The sequence below is a fragment of the Cobetia sp. UCD-24C genome, assembly GCF_001306765.1.
Classification (GTDB): Bacteria; Pseudomonadota; Gammaproteobacteria; order Pseudomonadales; family Halomonadaceae; genus Cobetia; species Cobetia amphilecti.
Window position 1 is genome coordinate 448,967 of the sequence record NZ_LJTD01000004.1, and the last position, 14,370, is coordinate 463,336.

The 14,370-nt window shown below is 63.5% G+C and carries 10 protein-coding genes; 3 read left to right on the top strand and 7 right to left on the bottom strand.

The features are described from left to right. Window positions 1–34 precede the first annotated feature (34 nt). Window positions 35–1,501 (top strand): aldehyde dehydrogenase family protein, encoded by a 1,467-nt coding sequence (locus AOG28_RS08345; RefSeq protein ID WP_054556036.1) that lies wholly within the window; start codon window positions 35–37, stop codon window positions 1,499–1,501. Between the two features lie 240 nt (window positions 1,502–1,741). Here AOG28_RS08345 and AOG28_RS08350 read toward each other — a convergent pair whose 3' ends face one another. Then, window positions 1,742–2,548 carry a sulfite exporter TauE/SafE family protein gene (locus AOG28_RS08350; RefSeq protein WP_054556037.1) on the bottom strand — a complete coding sequence of 269 codons (807 nt, stop codon included), beginning with the start codon at window positions 2,546–2,548 and terminating at the stop codon, window positions 1,742–1,744. Window positions 2,549–2,809: 261 nt separating this feature from the next. Here AOG28_RS08350 and AOG28_RS08355 point away from each other — a divergent pair, with 261 nt between their 5' ends. Next, window positions 2,810–3,538, top strand: a complete 729-nt coding sequence (locus AOG28_RS08355; protein WP_054556038.1) for a hypothetical protein — start codon at window positions 2,810–2,812, stop codon at window positions 3,536–3,538. A gap of 86 nt (window positions 3,539–3,624) precedes the next feature. Here AOG28_RS08355 and AOG28_RS08360 read toward each other — a convergent pair whose 3' ends face one another. The 3 genes from AOG28_RS08360 to AOG28_RS08370 all read right to left on the bottom strand — a co-directional run bounded on the left by AOG28_RS08360 (window position 3,625) and on the right by AOG28_RS08370 (window position 7,627). Next, on the bottom strand, window positions 3,625–4,851 hold the full coding sequence (locus AOG28_RS08360) for a TauD/TfdA family dioxygenase (protein WP_054556039.1): 1,227 nt from the start codon (window positions 4,849–4,851) through the stop codon (window positions 3,625–3,627). A gap of 128 nt (window positions 4,852–4,979) precedes the next feature. After that, window positions 4,980–6,071 carry a GlxA family transcriptional regulator gene (locus AOG28_RS08365; RefSeq protein WP_235506994.1) on the bottom strand — a complete coding sequence of 364 codons (1,092 nt, stop codon included), beginning with the start codon at window positions 6,069–6,071 and terminating at the stop codon, window positions 4,980–4,982. A gap of 176 nt (window positions 6,072–6,247) precedes the next feature. Further along, a complete protein-coding gene (locus AOG28_RS08370; RefSeq protein WP_054556040.1) occupies window positions 6,248–7,627 on the bottom strand; it encodes a bifunctional diguanylate cyclase/phosphodiesterase in 1,380 nt (459 codons plus the stop codon). 216 nt (window positions 7,628–7,843) lie between these two features. Between AOG28_RS08370 and AOG28_RS08375 the strand changes: the two genes are divergently transcribed. Then, window positions 7,844–10,291 carry a DNA polymerase II gene (locus AOG28_RS08375; RefSeq protein WP_054556041.1) on the top strand — a complete coding sequence of 816 codons (2,448 nt, stop codon included), beginning with the start codon at window positions 7,844–7,846 and terminating at the stop codon, window positions 10,289–10,291. Between the two features lie 72 nt (window positions 10,292–10,363). Here the strand turns inward: AOG28_RS08375 and AOG28_RS08380 are convergent, their stop codons facing one another. The 3 genes from AOG28_RS08380 to AOG28_RS08390 are packed head-to-tail and all read right to left on the bottom strand — an operon-like array spanning window position 10,364 to window position 14,281. After that, entirely contained in the window at window positions 10,364–11,530 is a 1,167-nt protein-coding gene (locus AOG28_RS08380; protein WP_160317860.1) for a DUF1513 domain-containing protein, read from the bottom strand. A 56-nt stretch (window positions 11,531–11,586) separates the two neighbouring features. Beyond that, on the bottom strand, window positions 11,587–12,762 hold the full coding sequence (locus AOG28_RS08385; RefSeq protein ID WP_054556043.1) for an imelysin family protein: 1,176 nt from the start codon (window positions 12,760–12,762) through the stop codon (window positions 11,587–11,589). A gap of 16 nt (window positions 12,763–12,778) precedes the next feature. Continuing rightward, window positions 12,779–14,281, bottom strand: coding sequence for a di-heme oxidoreductase family protein (locus AOG28_RS08390; protein WP_235506996.1), 1,503 nt, complete (start codon window positions 14,279–14,281; stop codon window positions 12,779–12,781). Window positions 14,282–14,370: the final 89 nt, after the last annotated feature.

The window sequence follows — 14,370 nt, forward strand, 5'->3', positions numbered from 1 at the left end:
ATGTCTCCTGTAACCCCATAGCACGGAGAGACTCATGCCTCGCGATTACCAGAACCTGGAGCAGCTCCCTCTCGCCGGTGAATGGCGTGCCGGACGAGCCGGCAAGATGCTTGAGGTGGTGGACCCCTTCGATCAGAGCTCGCTGCTCTCGATTTCCATGGCCAACGCCGAGGATCTCGACGCCAGCTATCGCAAGGCGCGCGATGTTCAGCCTGACTGGGCCCAGACGTCGGCAAGCGAGCGCGCGGGTGTGATGCACAAGGCGGTGGAGCTGATGGACGAGCGACGCGAGGAGCTGCTCGGCTGGTTGATCCGTGAGTCCGGCAGTACTCGCCTCAAGGCTCAGGCGGAACTGGCGGCGGCCCGTGCGATCACGCTGGAGTCCGCCGCGATGGCCAATCGCGTGGCCGGGATGGTGATGGAGGCTCAGGTGCCGGGCAAGGAAAGCCGTGTCTTCCGCAAGCCGCTGGGTGTCATCGGCATCATCAGCCCGTGGAATTTCCCGCTGCATCTGACCCAGCGTTCCCTGGCGCCGGCACTGGCACTTGGCAACAGCGTCGTCATCAAGCCGGCCAGTGATACTCCGCTGACCGGCGGCCTACTGCTGGCCAGGCTCTTCGAGGAGGCGGGCCTGCCTGCCGGTGTCCTGAGCGTGGTGGTCGGTGCCGGCAGCGAGATCGGCGATGCCTTCGTGGATCACGAGGTACCGCGGCTGATCTCCTTTACCGGTTCCACCCAGGTGGGCAAGGGTATCGGTAGTCGCGCCGTCGGTGGTGATCATCTCAAGCAGGTTGCCCTGGAGCTGGGCGGCAACAGCCCCTTCGTGGTGCTTGATGATGCAGATATCGAGCAGGCGGTAGACGCCGCTCTGGTCGGCAAGTTCCTCCACCAAGGGCAGATCTGCATGGCCATCAACCGCATCATCGTCGATGAGTCGGTCCATGACGCCTTTGTCGATCGCTTCGTGGCGCGTGCCCGCTCACTCAAGGTCGGCGATCCCGCACAGGACGATACCGTCATCGGGCCGATCATCAATGCCAAGCAGCGTGATGGTCTGCTCGAGATGATCGAGACGGCCAAGGGCGAGGGCGCCAGGGTGATGCTTGAGGGCGAGACGCAGGGGCAGCTGGTGCCGCCCCATGTGTTCACCGAGGTCACCAATGACATGAGTCTGGCGCGCAACGAGATCTTCGGGCCGCTGGTCGGCATCCAGAAAGCCCGTGATGAAGCGCACGCGCTGGAGCTTGCCAATGGCACCGAATATGGCCTCTCGGCTTCCGTCTTCACCGCGGATATCGCTCGCGGCGAGCGCTTCGCGCGCCAGGTCGAGGCTGGCATGGTGCACGTCAATGACATGCCGGTGAACGATGACCCGCGCGCACCCTTCGGTGGTGAGAAGAACTCCGGCCTTGGGCGCTTCAATGGCGACTGGGTGCTTGAGGAATTCACCACCGACCAGTGGGTCAGTCTGCAGGTCGAGCCTCGCCAATATCCGTTCTGATCTCTGCTCTGTAGTTGACGCATGACAAGCAGCGCCCCGCTCAGCCTGATGCCTGAGCGGGGCGCTTTTGATGGTAGGTAATGCTGACACGTCATGATGGACGAGGCATGCAACAAGGCCAGCTGAGCGTGACACCCAAGGCATCCCTGTCGAGAGGACAGGGACACAAACTGTGATCATCAGCGCGACCGCCAGATGAGCCGTGCGTGAGAAGCGGAACAGGGCATGGCTGACGGCGGATCAATGACTGATCAGAGAAGCGCTACCCAGCCAGGCCAGCCTGAGCGCCAGCAACGACAGCGCCCATTTGAACAGGCCATCGAAGTGCCGGTTGGAGACGCTATCCAGAAAGCGCAGTCCGAGCCGGGTACCGATCAGGCCCGCGCCGATCATCAGCACGATCAGGGGCAACCACTCCTGGAAGAGAAACCCTGCCATGCCGAAGATGAACGCCTTGGTCAGGTGTTGCGCGACCATGCAGGCCGCGAAGGTCGCCACCTTGGTATGACGCTCGCCGCCGCCTTGCTTGATGAAGCTCGCCACCAGTGGGCCGCTGGCACCGATCAGACTTGAAAGAAAGGTGGTGATGGCACCGGCGATCAAGGTGCCCGTGCGGCTCAAAGCTCGCTTGGGTAGTGCCGGCCCCCAGCAGGTGAACAGCACGAACAGCGCGATGGAAAGCTCCAGCACCCCTTCAGGCAAGCGGATCAATACCCAGGCCGCGACCAGCGCACCCAGCGCCACACCGGGCAGAAAGGCCAACAGACGGCGCATGTCGATATGGCGCCACGTCATCGCCATGCGCCCGCCGTTGGAGCCCAGCTGCACCATGCCATGCACCGGAATCAAGGCAGCGGCAGGCATCAACTGCGCCATGAACATGATCAGCAGGGTGCCACCGCCGACCCCGACAGCTGCAGACATGGCTGATGTCAGAAGGGCAAGCAGCAGCAACGCGCAGACGATAGGCAGCGAGAGCGGGAAATACTGCGCGAGGCCATCAAGCAGGCTTGCTAGGTAGGGAAAATCGGCGGGACTGGCGAGCATTGCGGGCATCCTATGCAGGTAGCCAATAAAGATGGATAGGGGGTCAGGCAGCCGACATGACGAATGACCTGCCTGACAGGCGTGCAAGGCTACCGTGACAGAGAGGCTCTGCCCAGAGCGGTATATGTCCAGAGCGGTATGAGTTCAGGGGGCTGAAAAGGGATGGCAACCTGAAGAGATATGAGAGGGCTGGGGGCGAATCCTGGCAAGTCGAGTGTCTGCGTTGCCAGAGCCGGCCTCTGTTACGATAGCGACCCTTTCATGGCCACGCTTGCAGGTGACACCTTGGCAGTCTCACGCGATGAGGATCTCTATTCAGGCAGCGTCGACTGGAATGCCATCTATCGTGAGGGCTATCCACTTGAGCGCATTGCCCGGCGCCTGGCGCGGCTGTTGCCCGATGATCAGGGGCAGCCAGTGCTGATGGCAGGCTTTGCCGAGGTCGCCGCGATCCTGTCACGTCAACATGACGTGCGATTCGTGGAGTATTCGCAGTACATGGTGGAGGAAGCGCGGCGACATTGGCCTCAGCTTGACGAGGTGGTGCACGGCGACATTCTCGATGTGCTGGCAGAGACGCCGGCACCCTGTGTGGTGATCAGCTGTCGCATCAGTGCCAACTGGCAGCAGGGTGAGCAACTCACGAGACTCGTCGAGGCGATTCTTCGTCATCCACGCCTGCGAATCGTGATCGATGCCTTTGATGTCGAGCGTCTGGCGTTGTCCACCCGCATCGTGTCGGGCAGCGGTCGTCATCAACTGGCCTGGCAGACCCTGTCACGCCACATGCTGGAGCCGGAATGGGGCATGCATGCCGTCCACTGGCGGGGCGAGAAACCTGATAGGCCGGCATGGGTCAGCGCCTTTGAACCTGCGACGCTGACCCGATGTCTTGCCCGCCAGTTGCCCGGTCATGAGGTGCGTTGTCTGCCTCCCCTGATCCCGCAGGACCCCGGCTTCACGCTCGTCATCACGCCACGCACGCCCTGATTCTCCGCACGTTCTCATTCTCATGCCGGCCATCGGCGTGAGCTGATGTGTGAGCCAATGCGCGAGCAGAGGCACGCCGTGCCGAATCACACCGTCTGGGTGGCTTCCTCGACCCGCTCGGCGCGTTCGGCACGCTTGAGCATGCGATAGCGAGAGCGCACCTCGTCACGCTCCAGGTAGCAACCCTGCAACCAGCGGCTGCCACTGTCGCCTTCGAAGGCATCGCGGGCGTGCAGCAGGCGGCGATTGTCGAAGATGACCATGTCGCCGGGGGCATAGGTGAAACGCATGGCGAAGCGCGGCTCACGCAACATGCGCTGCAGCGTCATCAGTGCTTCATAGGCGGTCTCGGTCTGCTCGAACGGGGCCATCATCGGCCCGCGCAGGAAGTCGGCGATCCGCACCTCCAGCAGTTCTCCTGCCTGACCCAGCACGATCATCGGCGAATACCAGACATGATCGGTATTGCGCGAGGTATTGGCGTAGCGCCAGTGCACCGTGGTGAGTGTCTCGTAGGCCTCGGGGTGTTCTTCCTTCAGCGCCGCCGCGATGGCGAAGCCGTCCATCATCACCGCCATGCCGCCTTCCACGGTGTTCTCGAGACAGTAGAGGCACTGCAGGCCCGGCTGATATTCCCGGGTCGGCAGGTCCACATGCGGCGGCAAGGCGATGGAGGTATAGGCGTTGGAATCCGGGTTCTGGATCGCACGGACATTGAAGAGGTGGCCGAAGTTGGTGGTGCGGATCGAGCCGATGCGTTCGGCGACCTTTTCGATGGCGCCTTCTTCCGTCGGCAGGTTGCGCAGGCGCACCAGTCCCTTGCCGAGCAGTTCGTGCAGGGTGGGATACAGAATCTCCGCCTCCTGCGCGCTGCCATGGTCGGCCTCGGCCAGGCGGGCGGCATCGATGGTCGGCGGCTGTTCCAGCTGCTCACCGTGCCAGAGCGTCAGCGGCGGCAGTTCCGGCGGCAGCGCGTCCTGGTTGTCATAGTCATTGGCGCGCAGGAAGCCCGGGTGGAAGCGCAGGCGGCGGTCTTCGGGCGTGAACAGCACGCTGAGTGCGCCGTCCTCATCGATGCTGGCCTCGGCGATTTCCGGCCAGGCGGGAATCTGGGAGAGGTCCAGGATGCGTTCGCGCGTCGCCGGATTGACGGTGGTATCGTCCGCGGCGTTCTCGCGCAACCAGACACTATGAAAACGGCTGACGCGGCCATCGCTCCAGGTCACGCTCAGATAGCGTGCTTCGTGAACGACCTTCACGAGAGTCTCGTCAATTGGCCAGCTGTCGTAATCGGGTGTGATCGGGAGCGCCATGGAGAGTCCTTCCTTCTGTCAGGTGAGCGATTCCCCGACAGAATGGCAGCCCACGGCGCTCGCTACTGTGCCCAATTCGACACTGACTGTGCCCAATTCGACATTGTGATGCGGGTGTCGGGCGTGGATCACCCCAGAGGACGTGGTGGCTGACGGCGTGCCTGGGTCGGGGTAATGCCGAAGCGACGGCGAAAGGCGCGGGTGAAACTCGAATGCGAGGTGAAACCACAGGCCAGGGCGATATCGGTCACGCCATGGCGGGTATCGTGAAGCAGGCTGCGTGCATGCAGCAGGCGACGCTCCCCGTGATAGGCACGAGGCGTGCAGCCGAGCCCTTGCTGGAAGCGGCGCTCCAGCTGGCGCCATGAGAGCCCGAGCTCCTCGGCGAGTGCCTCGATGCTGAGCGGGGCCTCCAGGGTGTTCTCCATGCGCGTGATCGCACGCCTGAGCAGCGGGTCAGCCAGGTCGGCCGTCTGCTGACTGATGCCGCGCTGGCGGCTGGCCGGCAGGCGACCCTGATCGAGAATCAGCTGTTCGCGTACTGCCTGATAGAGCGTCTGACCATGCTGGCGGCGAATCAGCTCCAGGCTCATGTCCAGCGGGGCGCTGCCGCCGGCGCAGAAGAAGCCATCGTCACTGATTTCATACAGTGACTCCACGGCGTCCACCTCATCGAAGCGCTGGCTGAATTCCGGCAGGCTTTCCCAGTGCAGCGTCACCGTCTTGCCGGTGAGCAGGCCGGCGCGCGCCAGCACGAAGCAGCCGGTGTCCACGCCGCCGAGCTGGCAGCCGCTATGGGAGCGCTCCTGTAGCCAGCGCAAGGTGCGGTCTTCCAGATAGGCTTCCGGGGCAAAGCTGGTGCACACCACCAGCGTGTCCACTGCGGCGAGGTCATCACGTGCGGTATCCACCGGCAGCACCATGCCGTTGGAGGCCTTGACCGACGCGCCATCCTGGCTTGCGAGTGTCCACTGATACAGGCGTGTTCCGCGCAGTCGATTGGCGATGCGCAGCGGCTCGATCATCGAGAACAGCGCGACCATCGCGAAGCCCGGCAGCAGGAAGATGCCGAGTTGATGACGGTCGTGCTGAGTCGGCGAGGCGAGCGCTGCCGTCAGGGGCGCGATGCCGGTGGGCTGCGCTGACAGAACGCCGTCTTCCGGAAGGCCGAAGGCATAGGACGCATCGGGCGGCGTAGCGCTGGAATCGTGTGAAGGCATGAGGATAGGCAACGACGACGTCGGGTGGCTCGGCAGAAGGGGATGGGCCTGACCTTAGCGTGTTCGCTACCTGAGTGCGAGAGGGCTTTGGCGAGAGGGCTTTGGTGAGAAGGCTCCGTCCTGCTTGGCGCTCCTGATCAGGACAGGCAGGACGGAGCAATTCACGAATCATTGCGTTACAGCATCCTGAGGCAGTTGCGTCCTTCTTCCTTGGCCGCGTACATGGCTTCATCGGCGCGTGCGATCAACTGCTCGCGGGTGGCGCTGTCATCGGGTTCTAGGCAGGTCATCCCGATGCTCAATGACAGGGGCAGACATTGGCCAGCGTATTCCACGACACTGTCCTTCATGCGTTGTCGCAGCAGGTTGATGCGCGTGGCCGAGTCACTGAGCAGCGAGTCAGGCAGAATCGCCAGGAATTCCTCGCCACCCCATCTGGCGAGGGTGTCGCCGGGCAGCAGAATCTCCTCGGCGAGGACGCTCAAGTGTTGCAAGGCAAGATCACCGGCGTCATGGCCATGATTGTCGTTGATCTTCTTGAAATGGTCGAAATCCAGCAGTGCCACGCACAGGGGGTGGTCAACCTCGGCGGTGGCCAGTGCCGCGATGCTGTCATCCAGTACCTGCTGGGCATGACGGCGATTGTAGAGGCCGGTCAGCGGGTCGGTGATCGCGATCTTCTCGAGCGCCTGATGCGCTTCCTTCAGGGCATTGATGTCATTGGCACGCGCGACTTCGTGGCCGGCCCACAAGGCGATGAGACGTACCAGCTCGATGTCCTGAGCGGTGAAGGGCGGCACCGGGTCAGGGCTTGAGAAGTTGAAGGTGCCGTAGCGCTCACCATCCACGATCACTGGCGCCCCGATGTAGGCTTCCAGATTGAAGTTGGCATAGCAGGGATGGTTGCGGATCTCACTGCTGGCCACATGATGGAAGGCCTGAACGCAGTCGGCCCTGTAGACGTGATCGCAATAGGTATCGCTGAGCGAGAAGCTCAGTCCCGGTTCCAGCAGGTCTTCCGGGTGACAGGCGCGCTGGACGACGTATTCGCCGTCCTGGATGCGGCTGAAGATACCGATCGGCAGGCCGAAATGGGCGCAGCCCAGTTTCAGCAGCTCATCGATGCGCTCATTGAAGTTGAGTTCACGTGATGAGGTGATGGCATGCAGGCTGTGCAGGGTATGTTCCGCCGTCACGCGGCGTGAGACATCGCGGATCAGCCCGAACATGAAGATGTTGTCGCTGGTGGGGTCCTTGATGGGGCCGCCGAGCGTCTCTCCATAGAAGTAGGTGCCATCCTGGCGTCGGTAGCGGATGACCCGGCCTTCCTTGGCGGGCTGGGCATCGACACGAAAGCGCCTCTGCCCCTGGCGCTCGAACTCATCGCTGGAGGCATACAGCATACGTGTCTGCTTGCCGATCAACGCTTCACGCGGGTAGCCGAATGCCTTCACCGCGCTGTCATTCAGGTAGGTGATGTGGCGCTGATCATCTGCAAGCAAGATGATGTCGTCGATCTGGCCCAGCAGGGTTTGAATCATCTCAAAGCGTTGCATGACGCAGGCTCCTTGTGGGGTGCCGCTATCTCGGGAGAGGCATTCCTTGCCGCAGACATCCATCCTGTCGCCGGGAAGGCACGGTATTTCCGTCGTCAAGCTCAGGCTTCACGCCGGATGTTGTACGATACAGAATTCATATTATCGTATGAGGATGCAGACGCGTCTTGCTCTCATCCCGCCCGGCATTCGTATATTCAACGTAAAGGTAATGCAGTGCCAGAGGCCGCATCCGAAGAGTCCCGCCACGCTCCTGTTGAACTTCATGGCTTCGTGCTGACACGTCATTGGCGGGACACGCCCGAGGGGGTGGTGATCAGCTTCTGGATTCGCACCGACGAAGGCGCCGTACGTGTCGAATGTGCGCCCCAGGAAGTCGTCGCTTTCCTGCCCGCCGAACAGCAGGTGCTGGCTCAGACACTGGTGAGCTTTGAGGTCGGCGTCGAGCTGCGACCGCTGGCACTGGAAGACTTCCACCATCGCCCGGTGGTGGGGCTCTACTGTCGTGAATATCGCACCCTGGGCCAGCTGGCGCGCCGTTTGAAGGCGATTGGCGTCGATGTCTATGAAGCGGATGTTCGTCCGACGGACCGCTACCTCATGGAGCGTTTCATCACGGCAGGCGTCACGGCACGCGGCGAGCGCCAGCCTGATGGCAGCGTGAAGAATGCGCGCCTGACACCGCTTGAGGGTTATCGGCCACCGCTGCGCTGGGCATCGCTGGATATCGAGACCGATGCGCGGGGCAATCTGTATTCTATCGCGCTCGAGGGCTGCGGACAGCGTCAGGTCTACATGCTGGGGCCCCCCAATGGCGAGGAGAACGCCAGCCGCGATTTCTCGCTGGAGTACCGCGATAGCCGACATGAGCTGCTGCAATGCCTGCTGGACTGGGTCGCAAGGCATGATCCTGATGTCATCATCGGCTGGAACGTCATCCAGTTCGATCTGCGCATGCTGGTGCGGCTGTCAGAGGCCGAAGGCCTGCCACTGCGACTGGGACGTGACGCCAGCGTGATGCAGTGGCGCTCTCATTCTCGCCAGGCCGAGCACTTCTTTGCCGAGATCGCCGGGCGCTGGGTGGTGGATGGCATCGAGGCGCTCAAGTCGGCCTTCTGGCATTTCGAGTCGTTCAGTCTCGAGAATGTCTCGCGTGAGCTGTTGCAGGAAGGCAAGGCCATCGATGATCCCTACGGCCGGCTGGACGAGATTCTGCGCATGTTCGCCGAGGACAAGCCTTCCCTGGCGCGCTACAACCTCAAGGATTGCGAGCTGGTCACGCGCATCTTCGCGAAGACGCGACTGATGGAGTTTCTGCTCGCGCGGGCTGCTGCCACGGGGCTCGAGGCGGATCGTAGCGGTGGTTCGGTGGCAGCCTTCACGCATCTGTATCTGCCGAGGTTGCACCGGCTGGGCAAGGTCGCCCCCAATCTGGGAGACGTGGTGGGGGAGGACAGCCCCGGCGGCTTCGTGATGGATTCCCAGCCCGGCCTCTATAACTCGGTACTGGTGCTGGATTTCAAGAGTCTGTATCCCTCCATCATCCGCACTTTCCTGATCGACCCGCTGGGCCTGATCGAAGGGTTGCGTGGGTCGGAGAACGGCTCGGATGACGCCTCTGAGACCGGTGTGCCCGGCTTTCTCGGCGCGCGGTTCTCGCGTGACCGACACTGCCTGCCGGGCATCGTCGCCGAGATCTGGCAAGCACGTGACGCCGCCCGCGCGGCGGGGGATGCCCCGCTGACCCAGGCGCTCAAGATCATCATGAATGCCTTCTATGGCGTGCTGGGATCACGTGGCTGTCGTTTCTTCGATCCACGGCTGGCGTCCTCGATCACGCGGCGTGGCCATCAGATCATCCAGCAGACGGTGGAATTGATCGAGGCGCGTGGCTACCGCGTCATCTACGGCGATACCGACTCCACCTTCGTGTGGCTGGGCGCTGCGCATGAGGAAGCCGAGGCCAGCCGGATCGGCCGTGAGCTGGCGGCCCATGTCACCGACTGGTGGCGACGGCATCTCCAGGACAGTCTCGATCTCGACAGCGCGTTGGAGCTGCAGTTCGAGACCCACTATCAGCGCTTCGTGATGCCGACCATTCGCGGGGCCGAGGAGGGCAGCAAGAAACGCTACGCCGGGCTGCAACAGACAGGCAGCAGCGGCCAGACGGAACTGGTGTTCAAGGGGTTGGAGTCGGTGCGCTCCGACTGGACGCCGCTGGCCAAGACCTTCCAGCAGGGACTCTATCGTCGCATCTTCGAAGGCAGCCCCTATCAGGAGTATCTGAAAGGCTACGTGCAGGATTACCTGCAACGCCATGCCCATGGTGCGGCGGACACCTCGGATGTCGAGGCCTTGATCTACCGCAAGCGACTGCGGCGCAAGCTCGACGATTATCAGCGCAACGTGCCGCCCCATGTCCGTGCGGCGCGTCTGGCGGATGACGAGAACCGCCGGCGGGGCCTGCCGTTACGCTATCAGCGCGGCGGCTGGATTCGCTATGTGATGACCACCTCCGGCCCGGAACCCGTCGAGTATCTGCGCTCGCCCATTGATGTCGAGCACTACCTGAGTCGTCAGCTCAAGCCCGTCGCCGATGGCATCCTGCCGTTCGTGGACGATGATTTCGATCGCCTGCTGGATCGTCAGATGACGCTGTGGTGAGTCGCCCGCGCTGCGTCTCAGCTCCCATCACCACAGCGCCTCCACTCGGTTATCAAAGCGCCAGAGGCCTGGCTACATCAGCGCCAAGTGATTGTCCCAGTGGGTATTCGCCAGCCGCACCGGGCCAAGCGCCGGCAGCCCCTCCTCATCGATCAGCAGCCACTCGCCACGACCATTGCTGACCACGAAGCCTGCAGGCGTCTGCTGCGTGGCCGGCACCGCCAGCACACCAGCGCAGTCGGCGAAGTCCAGAGTCGTGTCCAGCTCTCCCGTCGCGAGATTCCAGAGCGTGATCAGATTGCCGCGTGGGGCGGTCGCCACGGCCTGTCGCCCATCGGGGGAGACGGCGACGCTGGCGATGTACTGCTTGAACTGCGGGACGTATTCCCGCGGCAACGGCAGTTCCTGCAAGCGGTCACTGCCGGGATGCTTCATCACCACCAGCGGGCGGTGGTCCGCTGCGGGGCCCTGGTACTGATAGCCCGCGACGATGACGCCCTCGCGGCTGACGTCCAGGTGGCGCAGTGACAGCTGGTGATGGGAGGGCTCGCCTTGCCAGCGAATCTCGCCCGAGACACGGTCGAGCAAGGTCAGATTCGACTGCATGCTGTCCAGGTTGAGCTTGACCCGACCGGTTTCAGGCCGCGTCAGAATCCCGCCATTGGCGATGATCAGCTGCTGACCATCCGGATACAGGCGAATTTCATGCGGGCCGATCCCGCCACTGGCGAACTCGCCGATCCGCGCGAAGTCGCGATTCACGTCGTAGATGCCGATGCGGCCTTTTCCGGGCGCGATGGCATTCTCGGTGGTGTAGAGCAGGCCGCCATCCGGGCTGAACACGCCATGTCCATAGAAGTGACGGTCCGGTGCGGCTTCGATGCGTGCGATCCGCTCGCCACTGTCGAGGTCGAAGACATTGATTTCCGTCCCCGGACGCCGTGAGAAGATCAGCGCCCACGGCTTGTGAGGATGTCGGGTGGCGCCGTGGGCGCGCTGGCGTATCGGCTGGCGCCAGCGCTCCACTCCCTGATAACTGGTGCAGCTGGCAAAGTGCTGCCCCGTGTCATCATCACATGCCGAGATGGCCACCCCGAGTGGCTCGCGCCCCTGGGCGCTGGCGGCGTTGTTGCCGCCCGCCACGGCCATGCCGCCGGGCAGCCCCATCAGTGGCGTGCAGGCCAACGCCTTGAGCAGCCGACGTCGCTGGCGGGCGTCGGCTGCGTGTGTGTCTGTCAAGCCGTGAGGCATCTCGCCTGGCCTCTTGTCAGTTGTCATTCGCCGCTCTCAATTCCTCAGTCGCCATCGGTGCTGTTGAAGCCCAGTGACAGGCCCAGTGCCGGGTTGAGCGTGTCGGCAAAGCCGGCCTGCAGGGTCTCGACATGGATCATGGCCTGCTGCAGCTCGCCATTGCGCGGGTCATCGCGCAGTATGCCGGCGAGGTCATCCGGCAGGGCGGCGAAGGCCTGGCGCGCATCGACGAAATCGCTTGTGGTAGAGGCCACCATGCGCGGGTCGACCTGGCCATTCAGGTAGCCTTGAATGCCTGCGACCTCGTCATTGCCAAGCCAGAGGCGTTCCATCATCGCGAGAGTCGCCGCGATGTTGGCAAGCCCCATGCCGCCGCGCCAGGACTCAGCCGCATAGGGGTTGGCGGTGCCGCCGTTGTCGAGGCCGATCGGCCGGCGCAGTTTGCGGTCCTTGATGGCTTCCAGCTGCACGGTCAGCGCGCGAACCAGAGACAGCACGGCGTCACGCGAATCGCTGAAGGCGCCAGTGCCTTCGGCCAGTTGCGGCGCGAACTGCTGCCACTCATCACGCAGCGTCTTGCCGGTATTGGCGGCGTAGGCGGTGTTGGCCGTCATCAACTCGCAGCGGCGCGAGTCGGCCGTCAGGGGCGAGTCGGCATAGCGGGCATCGAACAGCTGATACTCCACGCTGCCCAGCCCCTGCATGACGATGGATTGCTCCGCCAGACTCTCGACCGTGATCGGGGCATCACCGGCGAGCAGGGCGCGGGTCTTGCGCGCGACCAGGTCCTTCTTGTCCGGCCAGAAATACAGCTGCCATTGACGCGAGTTCTGCAGTATCGGGCCCATTTCCAACCAGTTGACCTGATTCAGCCCCAGCATGGCGCTGCGCCAGTCCTGCTTGAGGGTGTCGAGGGTCACGTCACCCTCGGCGGAGCAGAACGCTTGAGTATGCTGCGCGAGCTGTTGCAGGCGGCTGGCAAGTTGCTGGTGCGCCTCGCTCAGCGTGTCAGCGGCAAACTGGCTGACGGCCGCTGCGCTGTTGGTGTCTGTGGCGGCGTCTGTGTTGGCGGCAGAAGAGTCCGTCGCCGCCAGTGTGCTCGTAGGCAATAGCGCGGCGCCCATCAGTGTCATGCCACAGGCCATCAGGGCCAGGGGCGAGGTCTTGCGCTGGGCAGGTTTCATCGGGGTGGCGGCAGGGGTGAAGGTGTCGCGGGGCATGAACGGGTATTCCTTGTCAGAGGGTCTCGAGGAAGCGCAACAGGGCTTCACGCTGGTCAGTCGGCAGGGCCACGACGGCATCGCGGCTGGGCTGGGCTTCGCCGCCATGCCAGAGCACGGCCTCGAGCAGGGTGCGTGCACGGCCATCATGCAAGAAGCCCGTGGCAGGGTTGACCGTCTGGGCCAGGCCGATGCCCCATAGGGGCGGCGTGCGCCATTCCTGGCCGCTGGCGTCGAATTCGCGGCGATCATCTGCCAGTCCTTCGCCCATGTCATGCAGCAGCATGTCGCTGTAGGGCCAGATCGTCTGCTCGGCCAGTTGTTCCGCCACGCCGCCGGACTGGGTGGTCAGGCGAGGGCGGTGGCAGCTGGCGCATTCAAGCTCGCGGAACAGTTGCTCGCCCTGGCGCACCGTCGGGTCATCGATGGCACGCCGGGTGGGCACGGCCAGATTTCGCGAGTAGAAGGCCACGTTGTCCATCACGTTGTCGTCGACCTCAATCTCTCCCCCATTGGGCAATGCCTCGCACTTCTGGAGCGGGGTGCAGTCGGTGGAGCTGACCAGATTGGAAGTCAGCCCCATGTCACCGGCGAAGGCCTTGGCGCTCTGCTGTCGCACATCGGGCTGGCCGGCCTTCCAGCCGAAACGCCCCATGACCTCGCGTTGCTCGGCGAGTGACCAGACAGTATTGGCGCGCCCGCTGATGCCGTCGCCATCCGCATCCTGTGGGTCGGCCCACTCGAGCAAGGTCTCGTCGCTGACCGCCTCGAGCAGCCCCAGCCCCACCATGCCGGGGGCGAGACGCGGGGAAAGCGCGATGGCGCCCGGGTCACCGAAGCCGGGTTCGACGATGGAATAGTGCGGCTTGCGCAACGCGATCACTTCCCCGTCCGCCAGGGTCACCGTCACTTGCTCGTAATCCACCTGCATGCGGCCCTCGCGCTCGATGCCGGGCACGGCGGCATTCTGCAGCTGGGTGCCGTAGACAGGATGCGGCATCACCCCGGCGATACGCCGGAATTCACGCTCCTCATCGCTCCAGCTGTCCTCGTGACTGTCCGGCAGGCCCAGGCGCAGGAAAAGGCCTACCGAGGGATCGCCCTCAGCCGGCAGGCTGCCGCGGCCATCCTTGACGTGGCAGTTCTGGCAGGCGTTGGTGTTGAACAGCGGGCCGAGGCCATCGCGCGCAGTGGTGCTGGCGGGCGCGATCACCCAGGGGCTCTTGAAGAAGCTGTTGCCGACACTGAAGGACAGGCGCTGATCGAAGCTCAGGTTCTTGGCCGGCAGTGAATAGGCATTGGTGTCGTGCTTGGGCACGCTGCCGTCGCCACCGCTTCTGTCGGTGTCCTGCAATGGCAGGGAAGACAGATAGCTCATCACTGTCATCGCGGAATCTGCCGTGGACTTGGGATGATCTGCCGATGCCGACTGAGCAGGCAGGCACGCCAGGGCGATAGCAAGTGGCAGGGAGCGGGTCAGGGAGGGACGCAGCATCATGTCGTGGTGCAATATTGGCATACAGGGTTTTCCCGGCTTGCGCGGTCAGGCTGCTCGAAGAGTCGCCTCTCAGGACTCTATCGGCAGACGCGCATGAAAAGCTGGCGCAA

What these genes read in the sequence shown, in the direction of transcription:
- AOG28_RS08345 (WP_054556036.1), top strand. Translation starts at nt 35, where the DNA reads ATGCCTCGCGATTACCAGAACCTGGAGCAGCTCCCTCTCGCCGGTGAA.
- AOG28_RS08350 (WP_054556037.1), bottom strand. Translation starts at nt 2,548, where the DNA reads ATGCTCGCCAGTCCCGCCGATTTTCCCTACCTAGCAAGCCTGCTTGAT.
- AOG28_RS08355 (WP_054556038.1), top strand. Translation starts at nt 2,810, where the DNA reads ATGGCCACGCTTGCAGGTGACACCTTGGCAGTCTCACGCGATGAGGAT.
- AOG28_RS08360 (WP_054556039.1), bottom strand. Translation starts at nt 4,851, where the DNA reads ATGGCGCTCCCGATCACACCCGATTACGACAGCTGGCCAATTGACGAG.
- AOG28_RS08365 (WP_235506994.1), bottom strand. Translation starts at nt 6,071, where the DNA reads ATGCCTTCACACGATTCCAGCGCTACGCCGCCCGATGCGTCCTATGCC.
- AOG28_RS08370 (WP_054556040.1), bottom strand. Translation starts at nt 7,627, where the DNA reads ATGCAACGCTTTGAGATGATTCAAACCCTGCTGGGCCAGATCGACGAC.
- AOG28_RS08385 (WP_054556043.1), bottom strand. Translation starts at nt 12,762, where the DNA reads ATGCCCCGCGACACCTTCACCCCTGCCGCCACCCCGATGAAACCTGCC.
- AOG28_RS08390 (WP_235506996.1), bottom strand. Translation starts at nt 14,281, where the DNA reads ATGCCAATATTGCACCACGACATGATGCTGCGTCCCTCCCTGACCCGC.